The organism is Spongiactinospora rosea, assembly GCF_003315795.1.
Lineage (GTDB): Bacteria > Actinomycetota > Actinomycetes > Streptosporangiales > Streptosporangiaceae > Spongiactinospora > Spongiactinospora rosea.
In genome coordinates this window covers 366,098-384,856 of the sequence record NZ_QMEY01000001.1, presented here as the reverse complement: position 1 = coordinate 384,856, position 18,759 = coordinate 366,098, and the positions used below count along the sequence as shown (strand labels likewise).

At 70.9% G+C, this 18,759-nt stretch carries 21 protein-coding genes; 11 read left to right on the top strand and 10 right to left on the bottom strand.

What is annotated here, in order from left to right; translation table 11 throughout:
* Positions 1-10: 10 nt before the first annotated feature.
* Positions 11-1,474 carry a hypothetical protein gene (locus tag DP939_RS01830; RefSeq protein WP_113978079.1) on the bottom strand — a complete coding sequence of 488 codons (1,464 nt, stop codon included), beginning with the start codon at positions 1,472-1,474 and terminating at the stop codon, positions 11-13.
* Positions 1,475-1,883: 409 nt separating this feature from the next.
* Here DP939_RS01830 and DP939_RS01825 point away from each other — a divergent pair, with 409 nt between their 5' ends.
* The 6 genes from DP939_RS01825 (at position 1,884) to DP939_RS01800 (ending at position 7,507) form a co-directional block, all read left to right on the top strand.
* On the top strand, positions 1,884-3,842 hold the full coding sequence (locus DP939_RS01825; protein ID WP_113978076.1) for an elongation factor G: 1,959 nt from the start codon (positions 1,884-1,886) through the stop codon (positions 3,840-3,842).
* A 110-nt stretch (positions 3,843-3,952) separates the two neighbouring features.
* Positions 3,953-4,477: an SRPBCC family protein gene (locus DP939_RS01820; protein WP_113978073.1), complete on the top strand. Its 525-nt coding sequence runs from the start codon at positions 3,953-3,955 to the stop codon at positions 4,475-4,477.
* Positions 4,478-4,508: 31 nt separating this feature from the next.
* The gene (locus tag DP939_RS01815; protein ID WP_113978071.1) at positions 4,509-4,709 is read left to right on the top strand and encodes a hypothetical protein; all 201 of its coding nucleotides are present in this window, start codon (positions 4,509-4,511) and stop codon (positions 4,707-4,709) included.
* The gene (locus tag DP939_RS01810; protein WP_199564900.1) at positions 4,691-4,933 is read left to right on the top strand and encodes a GNAT family N-acetyltransferase; all 243 of its coding nucleotides are present in this window, start codon (positions 4,691-4,693) and stop codon (positions 4,931-4,933) included. Before DP939_RS01815 ends, DP939_RS01810 begins: the two co-directional genes overlap by 19 nt.
* A gap of 167 nt (positions 4,934-5,100) precedes the next feature.
* Positions 5,101-6,522 carry an aldehyde dehydrogenase family protein gene (locus DP939_RS01805; protein ID WP_113978069.1) on the top strand — a complete coding sequence of 474 codons (1,422 nt, stop codon included), beginning with the start codon at positions 5,101-5,103 and terminating at the stop codon, positions 6,520-6,522.
* Positions 6,523-6,625: 103 nt separating this feature from the next.
* On the top strand, positions 6,626-7,507 hold the full coding sequence (locus tag DP939_RS01800; RefSeq protein WP_113978066.1) for a helix-turn-helix domain-containing protein: 882 nt from the start codon (positions 6,626-6,628) through the stop codon (positions 7,505-7,507).
* Here the strand turns inward: DP939_RS01800 and DP939_RS01795 are convergent.
* Genes DP939_RS01795 through DP939_RS01785 form a run of 3 tightly spaced genes read right to left on the bottom strand, consistent with a single transcriptional unit; the run spans position 7,494 to position 8,982 of the window.
* Positions 7,494-7,865, bottom strand: coding sequence for a hypothetical protein (locus tag DP939_RS01795; RefSeq protein ID WP_113978063.1), 372 nt, complete (start codon positions 7,863-7,865; stop codon positions 7,494-7,496). The genes DP939_RS01800 and DP939_RS01795 overlap by 14 nt on opposite strands.
* On the bottom strand, positions 7,859-8,347 hold the full coding sequence (locus DP939_RS01790) for an acyl-CoA thioesterase (RefSeq protein WP_113978061.1): 489 nt from the start codon (positions 8,345-8,347) through the stop codon (positions 7,859-7,861). Before DP939_RS01790 ends, DP939_RS01795 begins: the two co-directional genes overlap by 7 nt.
* Positions 8,348-8,349: 2 nt before the next feature.
* Positions 8,350-8,982, bottom strand: coding sequence for a TetR/AcrR family transcriptional regulator (locus DP939_RS01785; RefSeq protein WP_113978058.1), 633 nt, complete (start codon positions 8,980-8,982; stop codon positions 8,350-8,352).
* Between the two features lie 147 nt (positions 8,983-9,129).
* Between DP939_RS01785 and sigJ the strand changes: the two genes are divergently transcribed.
* The gene (gene sigJ, locus DP939_RS01780) at positions 9,130-10,071 is read left to right on the top strand and encodes an RNA polymerase sigma factor SigJ (protein WP_113978056.1); all 942 of its coding nucleotides are present in this window, start codon (positions 9,130-9,132) and stop codon (positions 10,069-10,071) included.
* Between the two features lie 64 nt (positions 10,072-10,135).
* Here the strand turns inward: sigJ and DP939_RS01775 are convergent, their stop codons facing one another.
* From DP939_RS01775 to DP939_RS01765, 3 genes are all read right to left on the bottom strand, one after another.
* Positions 10,136-10,609, bottom strand: a complete 474-nt coding sequence (locus DP939_RS01775) for a carboxymuconolactone decarboxylase family protein (RefSeq protein WP_113979456.1) — start codon at positions 10,607-10,609, stop codon at positions 10,136-10,138.
* A gap of 148 nt (positions 10,610-10,757) precedes the next feature.
* Complete coding sequence (locus tag DP939_RS01770; protein WP_113978053.1) at positions 10,758-10,991, bottom strand: hypothetical protein; 234 nt, start codon at positions 10,989-10,991, stop codon at positions 10,758-10,760.
* 117 nt (positions 10,992-11,108) lie between these two features.
* Entirely contained in the window at positions 11,109-11,369 is a 261-nt protein-coding gene (locus DP939_RS01765; protein ID WP_113978051.1) for a hypothetical protein, read from the bottom strand.
* A 236-nt stretch (positions 11,370-11,605) separates the two neighbouring features.
* On the opposite strand from DP939_RS01765, the gene DP939_RS01760 reads away from it, so the two are divergent.
* The 4 genes from DP939_RS01760 to DP939_RS49045 all read left to right on the top strand — a co-directional run bounded on the left by DP939_RS01760 (position 11,606) and on the right by DP939_RS49045 (position 14,041).
* Entirely contained in the window at positions 11,606-12,883 is a 1,278-nt protein-coding gene (locus tag DP939_RS01760) for an XRE family transcriptional regulator (RefSeq protein WP_147267823.1), read from the top strand.
* Positions 12,884-12,973: 90 nt separating this feature from the next.
* Positions 12,974-13,531, top strand: coding sequence for a 2'-5' RNA ligase family protein (locus tag DP939_RS01755; RefSeq protein ID WP_158578429.1), 558 nt, complete (start codon positions 12,974-12,976; stop codon positions 13,529-13,531).
* Positions 13,532-13,571: 40 nt separating this feature from the next.
* The gene (locus DP939_RS49050) at positions 13,572-13,832 is read left to right on the top strand and encodes an NUDIX domain-containing protein (protein WP_318656255.1); all 261 of its coding nucleotides are present in this window, start codon (positions 13,572-13,574) and stop codon (positions 13,830-13,832) included.
* The gene (locus DP939_RS49045; protein ID WP_318656254.1) at positions 13,829-14,041 is read left to right on the top strand and encodes an NUDIX hydrolase; all 213 of its coding nucleotides are present in this window, start codon (positions 13,829-13,831) and stop codon (positions 14,039-14,041) included. Before DP939_RS49050 ends, DP939_RS49045 begins: the two co-directional genes overlap by 4 nt.
* A 613-nt stretch (positions 14,042-14,654) precedes the next feature.
* On the opposite strand, the gene DP939_RS01745 is transcribed toward DP939_RS49045, so the two are convergent.
* Genes DP939_RS01745 through DP939_RS01735 form a run of 3 tightly spaced genes read right to left on the bottom strand, consistent with a single transcriptional unit; the run spans position 14,655 to position 18,680 of the window.
* Positions 14,655-15,227 carry a hypothetical protein gene (locus tag DP939_RS01745; protein ID WP_113978042.1) on the bottom strand — a complete coding sequence of 191 codons (573 nt, stop codon included), beginning with the start codon at positions 15,225-15,227 and terminating at the stop codon, positions 14,655-14,657.
* A gap of 28 nt (positions 15,228-15,255) precedes the next feature.
* Positions 15,256-16,149: an FAD binding domain-containing protein gene (locus DP939_RS01740; protein ID WP_113978040.1), complete on the bottom strand. Its 894-nt coding sequence runs from the start codon at positions 16,147-16,149 to the stop codon at positions 15,256-15,258.
* A complete protein-coding gene (locus DP939_RS01735) occupies positions 16,146-18,680 on the bottom strand; it encodes a molybdopterin-dependent oxidoreductase (RefSeq protein WP_113978038.1) in 2,535 nt (844 codons plus the stop codon). The genes DP939_RS01740 and DP939_RS01735 overlap by 4 nt, the downstream gene beginning before the upstream one ends.
* Positions 18,681-18,759: the final 79 nt, after the last annotated feature.

Sequence of the window (18,759 nt, the reverse complement as noted above, 5' to 3'; positions counted from 1 at the left end):
GGTGTGCGGATCAGGCGGTCGCCGGTCTGCTGTGATCCCGCCTCCCGGTGTCCGCCGCGTGACCGGTGCCGTGCCGGTCGACCAGGTCGCTCAGCGTCAGAAATCGGCGCCACACGCGATCGGCGGGTAATTCGTCCAGCCGCTGCCGGAACAGTGGCGTGTAGCGGATGCCCTGAACGAGGAGGTCGGTGTACCGGGCGAAGACGATCGGCCCGGGAGAGTCGGCCGCCTGGTCGGCGGTGAGGTCGATGATCACCCGCCGTGGGTCGCGCGGGTCGCCGACCTCGATCCAGCAGTGGTGCGGCACGTCGGGATGGGCGCCCGTGGCGAAGGTGACGCTGCCGACGCAGTAGAGCGGGACCATGCCATGGTCGGCGTGCAGCCTGCGGGCCAGCCACACCGAGGCCACGCCGCACTGGCCACGGCCGCTGCCCTGCGGGTCGCCGTCGCCGACGTAGAGCGGCGCGGCCGTCTCGGTGGACCAGACGTCCTGGAGCAGGCCGCGGTAGCCGATCACCCGGCGCACCCAGGCCGCGTCGCCGGGATCGGGCTCGCCGAACCGGGCGGGCTCCCTGCGTTCGTACGTCTCGCGGGGGACCGTCCGCAGCGGCCGGGCCGCGGTGGCCAGCCGCCGCCTGGCCGTGCGGGTGACGCCGCGGGCCATGAGGATGTTGTCGGGCGTGGTGAGCCGCTGCGGAGTCGCGCCGGTGGCGGTGCGCCGGGTCTGGAAGAAGCCCGCGGCGTCGTAGGAGTAGGTGACCGGGCAGGACGCGAACGCGGTGAACCCGGCGGCGCGGAACGACGCGCCGTTGAACCCGAGCATCGGGTTGAACGCGGTCACCACGAGGTCGGTCGTGCCGCGCGCCTTGATCTCGCGCACCGCGCGGCCGATGGTCAGGCTCATCAGGTTGGCCGGGATGCCGGGCAGCCCGTGCACCCGGGTCAGCACCAGCACCCGGCCCGGCCGCGCGGGGACGCCGAGCGCGTTGAGCACGTCGAGCATGTAGCGCCGGTCGCACGGTGAGAAGGCCAGGTAGGTCAGCGGCATCCGCGCCCCCTCCAGGAACAGCCCGAACTGCATGACCGTGTCGGCCCGCTCGCAGCGCAGGTAGTGCAGCCGGGCCTGCACCCGGTGGCCCGCCCAGGGATCGACCGCCCCGAACCACAGCCGCCCGACCGACCCGTCGGCCCGGACCAGGGTGAGGTCCCTGCGCACCTTCTCCACCCCCAGCAGCAGCGAGGTGTGCGCGTCGAAGGCGGCGTCCTCAAGGCCGACCCGGATCTCGGCGGCCCGGACGAGCGCCTGGGTGCGCACCGCGTCGTAGACCCGGTCGGCGGGCCAGCCGGTAAGCGCCTTCCGGCTGAGCGCGGGCAGGTGCAGGCGTACCTGCAACTCGAACGTCCGCGGATCGACCCCCGCGATGGCCGCGTCGGCCGCGATCCGGGGGATCACCGCGCGCACGAACGCCTCCACGTCCGCGTCCTGGAATCGGCCACGCGGGTGGTCATTCGGTGTCCGTCCGGATGCCGGAGGCACCGCCGTCCTGTCACCGTGACCGGAGTGCATGATCGTGTGTATCCGCTCTCCCGTGCGCGTATTACATTGAATCGGCTCCCATTGTAAATCGGCCACCCGTCATTCGGGCGGGAGGATGAGTAAATTCGCGCGCACCGCCACATAGCACAGCTATTCTTCACCATCCCGCCCGCCGACAAATCCCGATATTCTGTGAATTAGTGAGAAAACAAGTACCGCCGCAGCGTGCGCAGGTGGCAGTATGGGTCGGTCCACTGTGCACCTGACCGGGAGAGCGACATGCGGCGAGTCTTCGGAACATCTCAGCGCCTTATCCGCACGAGAGCTTCTGAGGACCTCTGCTTCCATGCCCACCCTGAACATCGGCGTGCTCGCCCACGTGGACGCCGGAAAGACCAGTCTCACTGAACGCCTCCTATTCGACACCGGGGCCATCGGCCGCCTCGGCAGCGTCGACGCCGGGAGCACCCAGACCGACACCGGCGACCTTGAGCGCAGCCGGGGCATCACCATCCGCTCCGCCGTCGCGCCCTTCCACGTCGGCGACCTCCAGGTCAACCTGATCGACACGCCCGGCCACGCCGACTTCGTCGCCGAGGTCGAACGCGCGCTCGGCGTGCTCGACGGCGCGGTGCTGGTGCTGTCGGCCGTCGAGGGCGTACAGGCGCACACCCGGGTCCTGGCACGGACCCTGCGCAGGCTGCGGCTCCCGACGCTGCTCTTCGTCAACAAGGTGGACCGCGCCGGCGCCCGCCCGGACGCGCTGCTCGGCGACATCCGCCGCCGGCTGTGGCCGCACGTGCTGCCGATGAGCGCCGCCGAGCGGGCGGGCACCCCGTCCGTGCGGGTCACGCCGCTGCCGCCGCACGGCGCGGAGGCGGCCGAAGTCCTCGCCGAACACGACGACGAACTGCTCGCGGACCTGGTCGCCGGGCCGCCACCGGACGCGGCCCGGCTGGACGCGGCGGTGGCGGCGCAGACGGCGGCAGGGTTGATCTGCCCGGTGTACTTCGGCTCGGCGCTCGGCGGACAGGGCATCGGCGACCTCGTCGAGGGGATACGGCGCTACCTTCCGGTGCCGCCGCCCGCGACCGGCGGCCCCGCCCAGGGCACGGTCTTCGCCATCGAGCGCGGCCCGGCCGGGGAGAAGATCGCCTACGTACGGCTGCGCTCGGGCGGGCTACGGGTCCGCGAACACGTCACCTACCGCCGCCACGAGCCGGGCGGCAGTACGACCGAGCACACCGAACAGATCACCGCCCTCACCCCGGTCGGCCGCCCGGACAAGCGCCTCACGGCCGGAGACATCGCCAGAATCCGCGGCCTGTCCGGCGTCCGCGTGGGCGACCAGATCACCCCCCACGGCCACACCACCACGGACCGCGCGCCGGAGGCGCACTTCGCGCGGCCGAGCCTTGCGACGGTCGTCCGGCCGGAACGCGCGCGGGACGCGGCCCGGCTGCGGGCCGCGCTGCTCCGCCTGGCCGATGAGGATCCGCTGATCCGCGCCCGTTCCGCGCCGGACGGGGCGACCTCTCTCCTCCTGTACGGCGAGGTGCAGAAGGAGGTGATCGCGGCGCGGCTGGCCGGCGAGTTCGGCGTGACGGCCCGGTTCGAGCCCTCCTCCCCCGTCTACTCCGAGCGTCCCGCCGGCGTCGGCGGCGCCATCGAGGAGATGGACTTCCGGCGCAGGACCCCCGACTTCTGGGCGACCGTGGGCTTGCGGGTCGAGCCGGGCGCGCCCGGTTCCGGGGTCACCTTCCGGCGGGAGGTCGAGCTCGGCGCGCTGCCGCTCGCGTTCGACCGGGCGATCGAGGAGACCGTGCACGAAACCCTGGACCAGGGCCTTTACGGCTGGCCGGTCACCGACTGCGCCGTCACGCTGACCGCGAGCGGCTTCGGCGGGCCGGTCAGCACGGCGGCCGACTTCCGCGGCCTCACCCCGCTGGTCCTCATGCGCGCCCTGCGGCTCGCCGGGACGCGCGTCTACGAGCCGTACCACGCCTTCGAGCTGGAGATCCCGGCCGAGACCCTGGGACCCGTCCTCGCCAGGCTGTCCGCCCTCGGCGCGCAGCTACGCGAGTCGGTGGAAACAGGGGCGGCCTGGACGGTCGAGGGCCGGATCCCGGCCCGTTCCGCGCACGCCTTCCAGCGCGAACTCCCCGGCCTCTCGCACGGCGAGGGCGTGTGGTGGTCCACCCCGTCCGGCGACCGCCCACTGCCGGGCACGCCCCCGGTACGCCCCCGCACCGACGGCAACCCCCTCGACCGCGACGCCTACCTCCGCCACCTCGCCCGCCGCTGAAGACGTCCGTGCCCGCCCGCCGCCGCGCGGCTCCAGCCCCCCTTACATGCCTTGCAAGGCATATACCGCTTCGGTTATGGTGGCCGCTGGACCACAGAAGGGAAGTATCGATGCGCTCCGCCGACCTCGGCACGCTGACCACCACCGCCGACGGGCGCTACCAGCTCCGCTTCGAGCGCCGCCTCGCTCACTCGCCCGCCCGCGTCTGGCGCGGCATCACCGAGTCCGGCCAGCTCAAGAGCTGGTTCCCGATGCTCGTGGAGTTCGATCTGACCCCCGGCGCGAAGGTCCGGTTCGACATGCCGGACGCCACCATCCGGCGACTCGGCTTGGCCCCCGGCGCCCCGGGCACCACGGGTCGCGGTGAGATGACCCAGGTGGACCCGCCCCACCTGCTCGAATACACCTGGGACGGCGAGATCCTCCGCTGGGAGCTGTCTCCCGACGGCGACGGCGGCTGCCTCCTGGTGTTCACCAACGTCTTCGACGACCGGGACACCGCCATCCCCGCGGCGTCCGGCTGGCACGCGGGGCTGGAAGTGCTCGCCGCCGTACTCGACGACCGCCCCGTGACATGGTCCGCCTGGGACCGCGCCGACGAACTCACCCCCGCCTACACCGCCACCGTCGGCTGACCGTTCCGGCGCTGCCGGCAGACTGCCGGGCATGGCTTCCAGCATCAGATCGGCCCGGGCCGATGACGCGCCACGGCTCGCGGTACTCCTCGACCGGCTCGGCTACCCTGCGGACGCGGCCGAGGTCACCGCCCGGCTGAAGAACTGGCTGGACGATCGGTACAGCAGGCTGCTGGTCACCGAGATGGGGGCCTGGTCGCCGGGTTCGCCGCCGTGCACGCCTTCCCGCTAATCGAGTACTCGGCCCGGCGGGCTCGCCTGGTGGCACTGGTGGTGGACGACGCTTTGCACGGCAAAGGGGTCGGGCGGGTGCTGGTGGAGGCCGCCGAGGAGCAGGCCCGCGCCTGGGGCTGCCGCGACCTGGAGATCACCAGTTCGCGGTACCGGACCGGGGCGCACGCCTTCCTGCGCGGCTTGGCTACACCGACACCTGCGAGCAGGCGGCGCGCTTCCTGAAGCCGCTTTAGCGGCGGGCCCGGTCCCATGGGAGGTGGGTGACTGGGAAAAGCTCTCCCTGGATGCCTCCGCGAGCGGGTCCGAGCATAGGACGTGAGCGAGAGGCGGAGGTCCGGGCACAGGTCCCGGGCGCGCCCTCGGATCTTCACGGGAGAGCGATTCTCATCATGCGTGAGCACACGAAGATTCATGTTGACGGCGCCTGGATCGACCCCCAAGAGCCGGACGTCCTGGCGGTCACCAACCCGGCGACCGGCGAGATCACCGGCCGGGTGACCTTGGGCGGCGCACGGGACGTGGACCGGGCGGTCGCCGCGGCGGCGTGCGCCTTCGAGTCCTACTCCCGCACCTCGCCCGCGCAGCGGGCCGAATTACTAGAGCGCGTCCTGGCCGAGTTCGACCGGCGGGCCGAGGACCTGGCCCAGGCCGTGACCTTGGAGATGGGCGCGCCGGTGACGCTCGCCCGCACCGCGCACGTCCCGGCCGGCCGCTTCCAGATCGCCGACGCCATCGCGACGCTGCGCGACTTCTCTTTCAGTGAGTTCCGCGGCGGCACCGAGGTACGCAAGGAACCGCTCGGGGTCGCGGGCCTGATCACCCCCTGGAACTTCCCCGTCCTTCAGATCGCCGGCAAGACCGCCGCCGCCCTGGCCGCGGGTTGCACAATGGTCCTCAAACCCTCCGAACTCGCCCCTTACTCCGCCGTGGTGATGGCGGAGATCATGGACGCGGCGGGCGTCCCCGCCGGGGTATTCAACCTCGTCCCCGGCCTCGGCTCGGTGGTCGGCAACGCCCTGAGCGGCCACCCGGACGTCGGGGTCATCTCCTTCACCGGCTCGCTGGAGACGGCCGCGCGGATCACGATCGCCGCCGCGCCGACGATGAAGCGGGTCCTCACCGAACTCGGCGGCAAGTCCCCGCAGATCCTGCTCCCCGACGCCGACTTCGGCATCGCCGTCCGGACCGCGCAGGAGTGGATGATGGCGATGACCGGCCAGGTCTGCTCCGCTCCCACGCGGACGCTGGTGCCGAGGTCGCGCCTTGAGGAGTTCCTGTCGGTCCTGGTGCCCTCCCTGGAGGCGCTCAAGATCGGCGATCCGGGCTCCGTGGAGACGCAGATGGGCCCGCTGGTCTCGGCGGCGCAGTGGCACAAGGTGCAGAACTACATCCAGCGTGGCCTGGACGCGGGGGCGCGGCTGGTGACCGGCGGCCCCGGCCGGCCGGCGGGCCTTTCGAGGGGCCACTTCGTACGGCCGACCGTGTTCGCCGACGTCACCAACGACATGGCCATCGCACGGGAGGAGATCTTCGGCCCGGTCATGTCGGTGATCGCCTATGACACGGTCGCGGAGGCCGTCGCCATCGCCAACGACACGCCGTACGGCCTGGCCGGATACGTCGTCGGCGGCGACCCGGACGAGGTGCGCGCGGTGGCGTCGCAGGTCCGGGCGGGGTACATCATTGTCAACGACGCCCCGCTGGACTGGGGGGCTCCCTGGGGCGGCTACAAGCAGTCCGGAAACGGGCGGGAGTTCGGGTCCGAGGGCGTGGCGGCGTTCCTGGAGACCAAGGTGCTCGTCGGCGGCTGAGGCGGGTGGTCCGTACGTGCTGATCGCGGGCCCCGGGATGATTCCCCGTGGCCCCGCGGTTTCAGATCTTTACCAGGCCGGGTCGCGATTCGAGAGGGTCCTCATGACCGAATTGGGCGAGTACCTGCGTGCATGCCGGGCCCGGGCCAGTGCCGAGCGGGCCGGGCTGCCGGCGACCGGACGCCGCCGCGTCCCCGGGCTGCGCCGCGAAGAACTGGCCGCGCTCGCGGGTGTCAGCGTGGACTACATCGCCCGCCTCGAACAGGGCCGGGTGAAGACGGCCTCCCCCGGTGTGCTGGTGGCCCTCGCCAGGGCCATGGACCTGCGCCCTGACGAGGAGGAATACCTGCTGCGGTGCGCGGCCGACGAGCGGTCGCCCGGGGCGGGGCCACGCTCGCCCGCCGTCGCGGAGCGGCGCGTACCGCCCGCGACCCAGGCGCTGCTGGACGGCATGGCCGGCATGCCCGCGTTCCTCGTGGGGCGGCGCATGGACGTCCTGGCCTGGAACGACCTGGCCGCCGCGCTGATCGGGGACTTCGGCGCGCTGCCGCCGGAGCAGCGCAACCACGTACGGATGGCGTTCCTCGACCCCGAGGTACGGGCCCGCTACGCGGACTGGGAGCGGGTCGGCGCGGAGTGCGTCGCCTACCTCCGGATGGAAGCCGGCCGCTACCCCGACGACCCCGGGCTGGCCCGGCTCGTCGGCGAACTCTCGATGAAGGACTCCGATTTCCGCCGCTGGTGGTCCGTTTACCGCGTCCGGGCGGCGCGTTCGGGGCGCAAGCGCTTCGTCCACCCGGTGGCCGGTGAGCTGGACCTGAATTTCCAGGTCCTGAGCATGCGCGCCGCCGAGGACCAGATGATGATCGTCTACACCGCCGACCCCGGCTCTCCCTCGGCGGCGGCGCTGGCGTTCCTCGCGTCGTGGGCGGCCGGCGAGCGCCCCGCCGTACCGTCAGGGGCGGGGCCGGTCAGGAAGGGTTGAGGACCCGCCACAGTGCGGTGCGGTCCAGCTCGTCGATCTTCCAGGTGCGTGACCGGAGCGTGCCCCGGTGCCGGTACTTGCGCATGATCTGCACATGGTCGGGCACCCGCACGAACCCACGTAGATCATCCTCTCCCTGCCACACGGACAGCGAACCGACCCTGCGGGTGTACGGGTCCACCCACAGCCACATGCCCACCGCGCCGGGCAGCTCCGGCCACAGGCGGCCCAGCGACCTGGCGCTCTTGACGATGCCGGGAAAATCCCGGTAGCTGTTCATCCGGTAGTCGGTCAGCGAGGCCACCAGCGGGCCCGGCCCGGCGTCCGCCGGGCCCGCGATCCAGCGGGACCTCAGCATGCCGCCACCTCCACAGCCTCGGCCGCCTCCTCCGCAGCCTCCGCCGCAGCCTTCGCGATGAACAGGGGCTCGGCGGCGGCGCGCAGTTCGGCGCTGAACGGCTCGGGCCGCAGCGTGGCCGGGTCCAGGTTGACGTTGACCCGGTAGCCGTCGGCGTGCACGACCGTCCGGTCGGCCGACAGCACCCGGAAGCCGTACACCGCGCTGGTACGGCCCATGCGGTCGATCCAGAAGTGGACCACCACCTCGCCCGCCCCGCTGACCGGCATGTGGTAGGTCATCTTGACCTCCCGCACGGCCAGGAACACGTCTTTGAACTTCGATCTGGCGCGGTCGGGGGCCCAGCCGTGGCGCGCCCAGTACGTGACGATCGCCCGCTCGACCAGCAGGGTGTACCGGGAGTTGTGCAGCAGGCCCATGGCGTCGAGTTCGTCATAGTGCACCTGGATCGGCTCGTGCACGCCGCCTTCGATGGTGGTCATGGTCAGTCCTCCGGGAGAAGGGTGGGGTCGGGACACAGCGCGCGCAGGCGCTGGAGTACGGCGCGGCGGGCGTGGACGAGGACGAGCGGCCCGTCGTGCAGACGGAGGCGGCTGATGACCCGCTCCCCGAGCGCGTCCACCTCGTACGCGAGCTGAGCGTCGTCCACGCTGTCCGGGAGCTCGCCGCGCGCCTTGGCCTCGGCCACCAGACGCAGGATGAACGCCTCCCAGTCGCCCATGGCCCGCGCGACCCGGTCACGCACCGGCCCCGGACGGTCGTCGAACTCCGCCTGCACGGTGAAGAAGAAGCACCTGCCGGGCAGGACGCCGTCACGGTAGAAGTCCAGCCGCGACTCGTGCAGCGCGAACAGCCGCCGCACACCCGCCGGGGCCCGCAGGGCGGGGGTGATCACCCGCTCGGTCCACTGGCGGACGGCCCACTCGATGGCGTCGAGCTGAAGCTGCTCCTTGTCCCGCCAGTGGGCGAAGAACCCGGACTTGCTGGTGCCGGTGGCGGTCGCCAGCTTGCCGAGGGACAGCCCGTCCAGCCCTTCGACGGACGCCAGGCCCACGGCCTGCGTCAGGATCGCCTCCCGGCTGCGCATGCCACGCAGCCGCCGCCCGTCTTGCGTCATATGCGGCAAGTTACATTAACGACCGATCGTTTGTATATATGGCGCTACCGTGACATGGGACACCGGCCTGACAATCGGCGTCGCCATCTCGTCAATGAGGTGAGAGCAGGTGACCGCAGCCGCCACACAGGGAGCCCGGGAAACCCTATGACCATGCCTTTCGAGCCGTACTCGCCCGACCCCGGCCTGAGCGCCATCATGAGCGAACGGCGTCAACTGACCAACCTCGCCTACCGGCTGCTCGGTTCGCTGACCGATGCCGAGGACGTCGTCCAGGAGACCTACGCCCGCTGGTACGCCATGTCCGGGCCCGAGCAGGAGGCCATCGAGAACCCGGCCGCCTGGCTGACCAGGGTCGCCGGCCGGATCTGCCTGGACGTACTCGGCTCGGCGCGCGCCCGCCGGGAACGCTACGTGGGCGAATGGATCCCCGAGCCGGTGCCCGACAGCACCGAGTGGATCGGCGGACGGCCCGGCGCCGGGGCGCCCGCCGGGCCCGCCGACCCGGCCGACCAGATCACGCTCGACGAGTCGATCAGCATGGCGTTCCTCATCGTGCTGGAGGCCATGACCCCGGCCGAGCGGGTCGCCTTCGTCCTGCACGACGTCTTCCGCTACCCCTTCGCCGAGGTGGCCGAGATCGTCGGCCGTACTCCGGCGGCCTGCCGCCAGCTCGCCTCCTCCGCCCGCCGCCGCATCCGCGCGGCCCGGCCCCCCGAGCCGCCGCCCTCCCGGCAGGCCGACCTCGTCCGGGAATTCAAGCGCGCCTGGCAGGCCAAGGACATCAACGCCCTGATCGGCCTGCTCGACCCGGACGCCACGGCCATCGCCGACGGCGGCGGCGTCGTCAGCGCCCTGGCGCGCCCGATCGTGGGCGGCGAGCGCATCGCCCGCCGCATGGTCGACATCACCGGCCTGGTGGCGGGTGTGACCTTCCTGGAACGCACGGTCAACGGCCGCCCCGGCCTGGTGGCCCAGCGCGACGGCGTCACCATGGTGGTCGTGGCGTTCGGCGTCGCCGATGACCGGATCAGCCACATCTGGGCCGTACTGAACCCCGGCAAGCTCCAGCCCTGGATCACCGACTGAACAACCGACGAGGGACCGGACTCCAAAAGTCCGGTCCCTCATCATTTCTTGCCGCTCTTACCGCTTACCCGAACTGCCCGGGCTGGTAGTCACCGGCGGGCTGCTGGGTGATGACGTTCATGCGATTGAAGCTGTTCATGATCCCGATGAGCGTCACCAGCGCGACGAGCTGGTCCTCGTCATAGTGCTTGGCGGCGTTCCCCCACACCTCGTCCGAGACGCCCCCGGCCCCGTCCGCGACCCGCGTCCCCTCCTCGGCCAGCTCCAACGCGGCCCGCTCGGCCTCGCTGAACACCTTCGCCTCCCGCCACGCCGCGACGAGATTCAGCCGCAGCTGGTCCTCCCCGGCGTGGACGGCGTCCTTGGTGTGCATGTCGATGCAGACAGCACACCCATTGATTTGACTGACCCGAAGCGCCACCAACTCCCCGGTGGCACTGGGAAACGACGTGTCCTTGAGCGTCTTGACCGCCGAAACGAGGTGCTTCGCGACCTTCGTGGCTACCGGGTTGTCCATGTAGTTGATTCGAGCTTGCACATCCATCTCCTTGCCGTGGCTGCTGTCACCCCTACCGACGAGACGCCCCGGCAAAGTGTGAGACCCGCCGAATGTGATCCCCGTCTCCCCGGGGCCCGAGAGATCATCAATGCCGGACGCCCCTCATTGACCTGTGTCGCTACTCGGCTCAGGCCGCGCCCATCCGGGCCAGGATGCCGAGCTGCACGGTCAGCGCGGCCACCAGCTCATACGGCCCCTGCCGGGCGAACTCGGACAGCGCCCCGGCCGCTTTCTGCTCCCTGGTGGGCGGGACGTGTTTGCTCGCCCACCACCACCCGTCGCGTATGTAGATGTGCCAGCCAGGGTAGGTGCTCTCGATCGCGGCCAGGTGGGCGCGTTCGGAGGGGTTCAGGTGGTCCATCACACCGCCTTTCGTGAAGCGGCGCGGGCGGGCGGTGCCAGGGGTGGGGCCTTGGCACGCCCGCCCGTGCCGGACGGTACGACGGCGCCCGCACCCTCACCACGCCGCCGTACCCGCTCATGTGACGGACTCCCACGCGTCCCCGGCCACAGAGACCGTCACACCGTCGCCCCGATGCGCGGTGACCAGCGTGGTGCCGTACCGGTAGTCGTAGATCGCCCCACGCGTCGCAGGAGCCAGGCACGCGTACCGGACCCGCCCCCGCCCCTGCGGGTAGGAGTCCAGCTTGGCCAGCATGTCCTTCTCGGCAGTGACCTCATCCTTAGTGACGCCGCCCGCCCCACGATCGCCGGCGTCCACCTCCCACACGACGAACAAGCCATTGCCTTGGGCAGTGAACCGACTCGCCCCTTCTTTGGGCACAGAGGATTCATCCTCCCTCATGGGCCGCAACCTCCCCTGTGATCAAGGCTCCGTCGAGGGCTTAGGAATCTCGACAGGCGCCGATGTTTACACTGCGTGCTCTCAATGAGACTCTGCGTTCTTCCTGCGGGGAAGGTGGGAGCAGGTGAGACTAGGGGGGAAGGTAGCCTCCTCCCCTTGCGAGGTGCGGGATGACCGAAGGCAACCGGCCAGAGTGGGCCAGTCGTCTCCAAGCGGCGCGGTCTGGGGAGGGCTGGACTCAACGTGAAATGGCCAGCGCCTTGGTCGCAGCCGCCTCGGAGCGGATTCGTGCGGGTCTACCCGACCGCGAATCGATCATCCGCAACATCAAAGACTGGGAAGCGGGCGCCCACAAACCCAGCGACCGGTACCGTTTGCTGTACTGCCGCGTGTTCGGCAAGAGTGAAGCGGAGTTGTTCGGCGAAGCTCAGGCGTCAGAGACACCGACGCCTGACGGCCCGACCACGCTCGTCAACACGGCCGTTGACGAAATATCCGAGCTCGGACTATGGGTCGAGACGACCAATGTAGGAACTGGTGCCCTGGCCCATTTCGAGGATCAGGCGCGATACCTGGCAAGGGAGTCTCTGCGCGCCGCACCAGGACCGAACCTCCAACGCGCCGCAGTCTTGACTCGGCGAATTTTGCTTCTTGTCCGAGACGGCCATCAGCACCTCACACAGACCCGCGATCTCTACATGATCGCGGGCAAGCTGTGCGCCCTGATGTCGTGGGCCTCCAGCGACCTCGGAAAGATCGCAGACGCCTATGCCTACGCTCACACCGGTACGATCCTCGCCAACCAGATCGGCCACCATGGCGTGACAGCACTGCTTCTGTCAGCCCGTTCGAAGGCGGCATTCTGGGAAGGCAAACCGACCGATGCGGCGACGCTGGCGCGCCAAGGATTCGAGATATCGTCCCCCGACAGCGCGCGGGTGCTGCTGGCATGTCAGGAGGCCGACGCGTGGCAGGTACAGGGAGCGGTGGGTCAGGCGAAGGTCGCCATTGACCGGGCCAGGCGAGCCCGCAACCAGATCAACACCACAGACGGCTTAGGCGGCCCCTTCGAGTGCGGGCCGGCGAGGCAAGCGAACTACGAGATGGGCGTACACCTGCGGGCACGGGAAACGGCCAGTGCCCTGAAGTCCGCTGCGGAAGCAGAGCAAGCCTGGAAGGACGGTGATACATGGGCGTATGGAACATGGGCTCAGGTGCGCATCGGCTCCGCCATCGCCTATGTGATGGCCGGCCAGGTGGACGGTGCCGGAGACGCCCTCCAACCCGTACTACAGCTCCCCGATGAATTGCGGCTGGCCACGCTGGCTGCCCGGCTGACCCGGGAACTGACACCACTGCTCGGCGACGGGCACCCTTTGGCATTACGCGACCATGTGCGGGAATACTGCCTTGGCAGTACGACGATGGGGCAGATCCCGGGTGGCTGAAGGGACGACCTAATGATGCAGGCGCTCGATGGCTCGGGACAGATGCGAGACCACTGGTGGTGGAGGCCAGGGTGGCGAACCGGACGGCGGATGTACGCCTGGCACGCGACGTTCGGCGGCCAGACCCAGCTGCACGCCCTGACTGAGAGATACCAGGCAGCGCTTGCTTCCTCGCCTGGCGTTGATGTGATTCCGTTAGCGTGGTTGCACCTTACGATGCAGGGTGTCACGTTCACTGATGAGGTGAACGCGCGCGACCTGGCTGAGATCGTGGCGAGGGTGCAGGATCGTCTTCGCTCCACGGGTTCAGTGAGGTTCGAGGTTCACACGCCGATCGTGGACCCCGAAGCCATTATGTTCCTGCCGGATCCGGCTGATCGGCTCCAGGAAATCCGCGATGAGGTCCGCGCGGCGATCGCAGACGTATGGGGCGCGAATCGCGTGCCGGAGTCGCCGGAATGGGCACCGCACATCAGCATTGCCTACAGCAACGCGACAGGACCGGCGGGTCCGTTCTTGGATGCCATTGGCTCAGTCAATGCCGGGTCGGCGTCCGTCACACTTCGCGAAATCCAGCTTATCCGCCTAGGTAGGGACGCCCGGTTGTATACATGGGAACCAGCAGCATCAGCGCCCTTCCACGTCTGAATACCTCGTAGTCCGCTTGTGTTCAGGGTAATGGAGGCTCGTGACACGGATCGACTACTACAACGACCCGGACGCGCCCGAGCCCAATTCGGTCGTACCCGGCGGCTCGGCGGTAGTCTTCGATGACGACGGCCGGACATTACTTCACCGCCGCCGCGACAGCGGCCTTTGGGCTCTACCCGGCGGAGCCATGGACCTTGGCAAGTCGATCAGCGGCGCGGTGATCCGGGAAGTGGCCGAGGAGACCGGCGTGCTGGTGGAAGTCACCGGACTGGTCGGCACAGCGATCCCCACCATGTGATCGCGTACAGCGACGGCGAGGTGCGTCAGCAGTTCAACGTGTGCCTGCGTGCCCGGACTGTCGGAGGAATCGCCCGGGTCACCGATGAAGCGCGCGAAGTGCGCTGGGTGTCCCCGGCCGATATCGACACACTGGAAATGCATCCGACCCAGCGCCTACGAATCCGCCACGCCCTGGACACAGCCCGCAGCAGTCCATATCTAGGCTGACGCTGAAGGCACCCGGCTACGTACCGCCAGCATGGCATAGCCCATCCTAACCGAAGGCCCTTCCGAGTAGATCTACAGGCACGGCTCTGGGCCACAATTATAGGTAAGGCGTTTCACTACCTCAAAGAAGCGCGGATATATTGGTGAATCTAGGTCCATATTGATCTTTGCTGCGCCAAGCTTTGACGCCCTGACGTCGAGGCCAGGGCCTACGGCACATGAGGAACCCCGGCGTCGGGCGGAGCCCGACATCAGAAAAGCGTCCGAGCGACAGCGAGGGCCGAGCACTTTAGACACGCGGGCCCCCTTACTACCCGGTGCTGGGACGGTGGGCGAGGACGCGCGCCTGCGGAAGCCGGTCACCAGGGCGCATGACATGGCCATGGGCGGCGGGCAGGGGGCTTGCCGTACATCGAACGAAACCGGGACATGCGGCATATGAGAACCCGGCGTCGGGCGGAGCCCGACATGGGAGAGGCGTCCGAGCGACAGCGAGGGCCGAGCATTTCAAACACGCGGCGGCGCGCATCTGGGCGAGGCCCGACATGGGAAAGGCGTCCGAGCGACAGCGGGGGCCGTGTATTTGGGCCCCCGCGTACCCGGGCACCTCGGCTCAGCTGAGGCGGGAGGCGCGGGCCTGGGGGGAGGGGGTGAGGGCGGCGACCAGGCGGTAGAGGCCGCGGACCGGTGGGGGTTCGTGGCGCATGCGGGTGAGGGCCGCGTCCAGGGTGGCCCGGCCGCAGACCTCGGCCACGCGGCGGTCCGTCGCGAACGTCTGCTTGCGGATGCTCGCCGTCAGCAGCGCACCGAACGCCACCACCCCCACCAGCGGATAGGACGCCAGCAGCGACACCTCGAAGAAGCGTTCCGCCAGCCCCACCACCAAGCCCAGCGGGATGACCCACGCCAGCACGGTCAGTGTCTCGCGGAGCCCGAGGCGGCTGCGGACCTTGGCCGGGTCGGCCTGCGCCAGTACCCACGCGAGCGCCGCCTCCCGCTCCAGCTCGGGCAGGTCCGCGTAGCCGGGGCCGATCACCAGGCACAGCTCGCCGTCCCGGCGCACCAGCAGGACATGTGCGCCGGGGAACGTCTCCCCCTCCTCCACCGGAGGCGTGGCCACGCCGAACCGTCGCGAGAGGTCCGCCGCCCGCGACCGCGCCTCGTCCAGGGCCTCGTTCAGGTCCACCTGTTCATCATTCCAAGTGGGGCGCGGCTCAATCGGCGATCGCCACCGTGAGCACGTGCTCGACCGTTCCGGTGAGCAACGCGACCTTGTACCGCGTGTCCGGCAGCGGCGCGCACCGGGTCGCGGCGCGGGCGGCGGCCTCGGCGATCGGTACCCCGGCGAGCAGGGCGGCCTCGACCTCCGGGAGCCGTACCGGCGTGCGGGCCACGCCACCGGCCGCGACGGCGGCCAGTACGACGGACCCGCCCGCCACGACCACCCGGGCCGTCGCCTCGGCCAGCGGCCATTCGGCCTGCACCCGCCCGGTGGCCCGCACGTACGCGGCGCGCTCCCCCGCGACGGGCGGTGGGAGTTCGGCGGCGAGCAGCAGTTCGCCGGGGGCGAGCAGGTGGTCGCGGGTCGGGTCGTCGCCGTACAGGGACCCGACCGGCAGGTGCCCGCGCCCTTCGACCTCCACCGTGGCGTCGTACGCGAGCAGCGCCATGGCCAGCGACGACGGATGCGGGGCCACACACGGACCGGTACCGATCACGGTCCCGTACCTGCTGATCCCCTCCCTGGCCGGGCAGGAGTCCCCGCCGTTCTGGTGGCAGGCGAACCCGCCCCGGAAGTAGGCGCAGCGGTTGCGCTGGAGCAGGTTGCCGCCGAGCGTGCCCATCGCGCGGACCTGCGGGGTGGCCATGCCGGCGGCCGTGTCGGCGAGCGCGGGGTAGGCGGCGCGCAGCCGCGGGTCGCGGGCCAGTTCGGCGATGGTGGTGAGCGCGCCGATCCGGGCGGAGCCGTCGGGCTGCCAGGCGATCCCGGCGAGTTCGGTCCGGTCGCGCAGGTCGATCCACTCCCCCGCCGCCCGGGTGATCAGGTCCGTGCCTCCGGCGAGGAAGGGCAGGACCGCGGGGAGAGCCACGCGTGTCGGTTCGGTCATCGGGACGGTCCTTCCAGCAGGCCCTCCAGCAGGCGGTCCGGGCGGATCGGCAGGTCGTGGGGCCGCCAGCCGGTGGCGTTGTGGACGGCGTTGCCGACCGAGGCCGCCACCCCCACCGTGGAGACCTCGCCGAGCCCCACTCCCCCGCCGTTGACGTGGTCCCAGCCCTCCTGCTCGAAATGGATCTCGATCTCCGGACAGTCGCCGATGCCGGGGATGCGATAGTCCTCAAGGTTCGTGGTGAGGACCGCCCCGCTGACCGGGTCGATCAGCCGTTCCTCGTGCAGCGCGTACCCGATCCCCTGCACGATCCCGCCCTCGCACTGGCTGCGCGCCAGCCGCTCGGAGTAGATCCGCCCGGCCGCGATGCCGCCCCATACCCGCAGCGGCCTGATCCGGCCGAGCAGCGTGTCCACCTCGACCTCGGTGACGTGCACCGACCCGGCGAGCCCGCGCCCGAGCGCGTTGCCGTGAACGGGGAACGGGGTCAGGTACCCGAGCCGGTCGGCACGCCGCCGCCCAACGACCCTGCGGCCGTCGGCGAGGCCGCCCGCCGCGCGCAGCCGCCTGGCGGCGTCCCTGGTGGCGGGGCCGACGGAGGCGGTGGCGCGGCTGCCGGTGGACATCGGGCCGTGCCTGGCGTCGCTCATCCCGATCTCGACGCGGACGCGCTCGGCGGGCAGGTCCAGTTCCTCGCGCAGGATCGCGGCCATGACGCTGCGGGTGCCGGTGCCGATGTCCTGGGTCGCGGTACGCGCGACCACGACGTCCCCTTCGACGGCCAGCTCGACCTCGGTCGCCGGGTCCACCATGTACTGCCATGCGCCGGCCGCGACCCCGACGCCCCGCCGGTATCTGCCGGTCTGCGAGCCGGTGGCGGGGCGGCCGGTCCAGGCGGGGAGGCGTTCGGCCCAGCCGTACAGGGCCTGGCGCTTGCGGTTGCCGTCCCAGCGGCGGCGCAGCGCGATCGGGTCCTCGCCGCGGCGGTGCGCGACGTCGTCCACGGTCTGTTCGAGCGCCCACAGCAGCGGCGGCGCGAACGGCCCACGGAACGGCCCGCCGGGCGGGGTGTTGGTCAGTACGTCGAAGTCGCGCAACCGGCGCGGGGCCCTGCCGTACACCATCCTGGCCAGCGACGCGACCATCGAGGAGACGGCCAGGCCGCCGCGGCCGTAGGCGTCCACGCCGAGCGCGGCGAGGTGGCCATCGTCGTCGGTGAGCATGGAGATCTCCACGCGGGCCCCGGGGCGGTTGCCGCCGCAGGCGAGCTCTTCGGCGCGGCTGAGCACCACCCGGACCGGGGCCTTTCGGACCCTGGCCAGTTCGGCCGCGGCCACCGCCTCGTCGGTGAGCCCCATCTTGCCGCCGAAGCCGCCGCCGACGTGCTCGGCGGCGACGTGCACGCGGTCGCGGGGCAGGTTCCAGTGCTGCGCGGCGTGCTCGGCGGCCCGCACGACCATCTGGGTGGACATCTGCAGGTGCAGGTCGCCGTCCGCGTCCCAGCGGGCGACGCAGGCGTGCGGCTCCATCGCGGTGTGGGACTGCGCGGCGGCGGTGAAGGTGCCGCCGGTCAGGCGCGGGTCGCCGGTCTCCCTGGCGGCGGCGAGGCGGCGTTCGGCCGTGCGGCCGCGCCTGCTCAGGAACGTGAACGGCCCACGCAGGTTGACGTCCGTCCAGCGGCCGGGGAAGCACAGGCTTTCTGAGGAGCTGGGGGCGTTGGCGCGTTCGTCCGGTTTCCAGACGGCCGGGCCGCCGGGCGTCCCGTCGAGCGCGTGCGGCAGCGGGGCGTACCGGACCTCGACCGCCTCGGCCAGCGCCAGCGCCTCGCGCCGGGTCGGGGCGGCGACCGCGGCGATCGGCTGGCCCACGTAGCGGACGGTACGGTCCTCGCCGAGCAGGTCCACCTGGTGGCCGCTGATCGACACGACGCGGGCGTGCGGCAGGGACGAGCGGACGATGACGCCTTCGAGCTGGCCCTCGTGCCGGATGTCGGTGGAGTAGCGGGCCCGGCCGGTGATCTTGTCCATGGCCTCGACGCGGGCGGGCTCGGGCGAGGCCCCGCCGCCTGCGCCGTCGAAGTCCCCGGCGCAGGCGGCGGCGACGGCCGCGTACACGCCCTCGTAGGCCCCGCAGCGGCACAGGTGCCCGGCCAGCGCGGCGGCGATCTCCGCGCGCGGCGGCGCGACGTCGCCGTGCTCGGCGCGCCACCTGTCGGCGAAGGCCGCGGCCGCCATCACGAACCCGGGGGTGCAGTAGCCGCACTGGAGGCCGTCGTGCGCCGCGAAGGCGCGCTGCACCGGGTGTTCCAGCCCTTCGGGGGTGATGACCTCGCGTCCCTCGACGGCGGTCGCGGGCAGCAGGCAGCTCGCGTTCGGCGTGCCGTCCACCAGTACCGTGCAGGCTCCGCAGGCCCCGGTACGGCAGGCCGCCTTGGCCCCGGTCAGGCCGAGGCCGTCGCGCAGCACGTCAACGGCCGTGTCGGCCCGGTCGCACTCCACTTCTAAGGGAATGCCGTTCACCGTGATCTTCATCCGCCCGTCCTTCGTTGACGACGTCAACATCGCGTTGACATCGTCAACCAGGTACGTTGACGATGTCAACCGGGAAGGG

Coding starts and splice junctions, on each gene's coding strand:
- DP939_RS01825 (WP_113978076.1), top strand. CDS start 1,884: ATGCCCACCCTGAACATCGGCGTGCTCGCCCACGTGGACGCCGGAAAG.
- DP939_RS01760 (WP_147267823.1), top strand. CDS start 11,606: ATGACCGAAGGCAACCGGCCAGAGTGGGCCAGTCGTCTCCAAGCGGCG.
- DP939_RS01815 (WP_113978071.1), top strand. CDS start 4,509: ATGGCTTCCAGCATCAGATCGGCCCGGGCCGATGACGCGCCACGGCTC.
- DP939_RS01805 (WP_113978069.1), top strand. CDS start 5,101: ATGCGTGAGCACACGAAGATTCATGTTGACGGCGCCTGGATCGACCCC.
- DP939_RS01785 (WP_113978058.1), bottom strand. CDS start 8,982: ATGACGCAAGACGGGCGGCGGCTGCGTGGCATGCGCAGCCGGGAGGCG.
- DP939_RS01735 (WP_113978038.1), bottom strand. CDS start 18,680: ATGAAGATCACGGTGAACGGCATTCCCTTAGAAGTGGAGTGCGACCGG.
- DP939_RS01800 (WP_113978066.1), top strand. CDS start 6,626: ATGACCGAATTGGGCGAGTACCTGCGTGCATGCCGGGCCCGGGCCAGT.
- DP939_RS01790 (WP_113978061.1), bottom strand. CDS start 8,347: ATGACCACCATCGAAGGCGGCGTGCACGAGCCGATCCAGGTGCACTAT.
- DP939_RS01755 (WP_158578429.1), top strand. CDS start 12,974: ATGTACGCCTGGCACGCGACGTTCGGCGGCCAGACCCAGCTGCACGCC.
- DP939_RS01795 (WP_113978063.1), bottom strand. CDS start 7,865: ATGCTGAGGTCCCGCTGGATCGCGGGCCCGGCGGACGCCGGGCCGGGC.
- sigJ (WP_113978056.1), top strand. CDS start 9,130: ATGACCATGCCTTTCGAGCCGTACTCGCCCGACCCCGGCCTGAGCGCC.
- DP939_RS01820 (WP_113978073.1), top strand. CDS start 3,953: ATGCGCTCCGCCGACCTCGGCACGCTGACCACCACCGCCGACGGGCGC.
- DP939_RS01770 (WP_113978053.1), bottom strand. CDS start 10,991: ATGGACCACCTGAACCCCTCCGAACGCGCCCACCTGGCCGCGATCGAG.
- DP939_RS01740 (WP_113978040.1), bottom strand. CDS start 16,149: ATGACCGAACCGACACGCGTGGCTCTCCCCGCGGTCCTGCCCTTCCTC.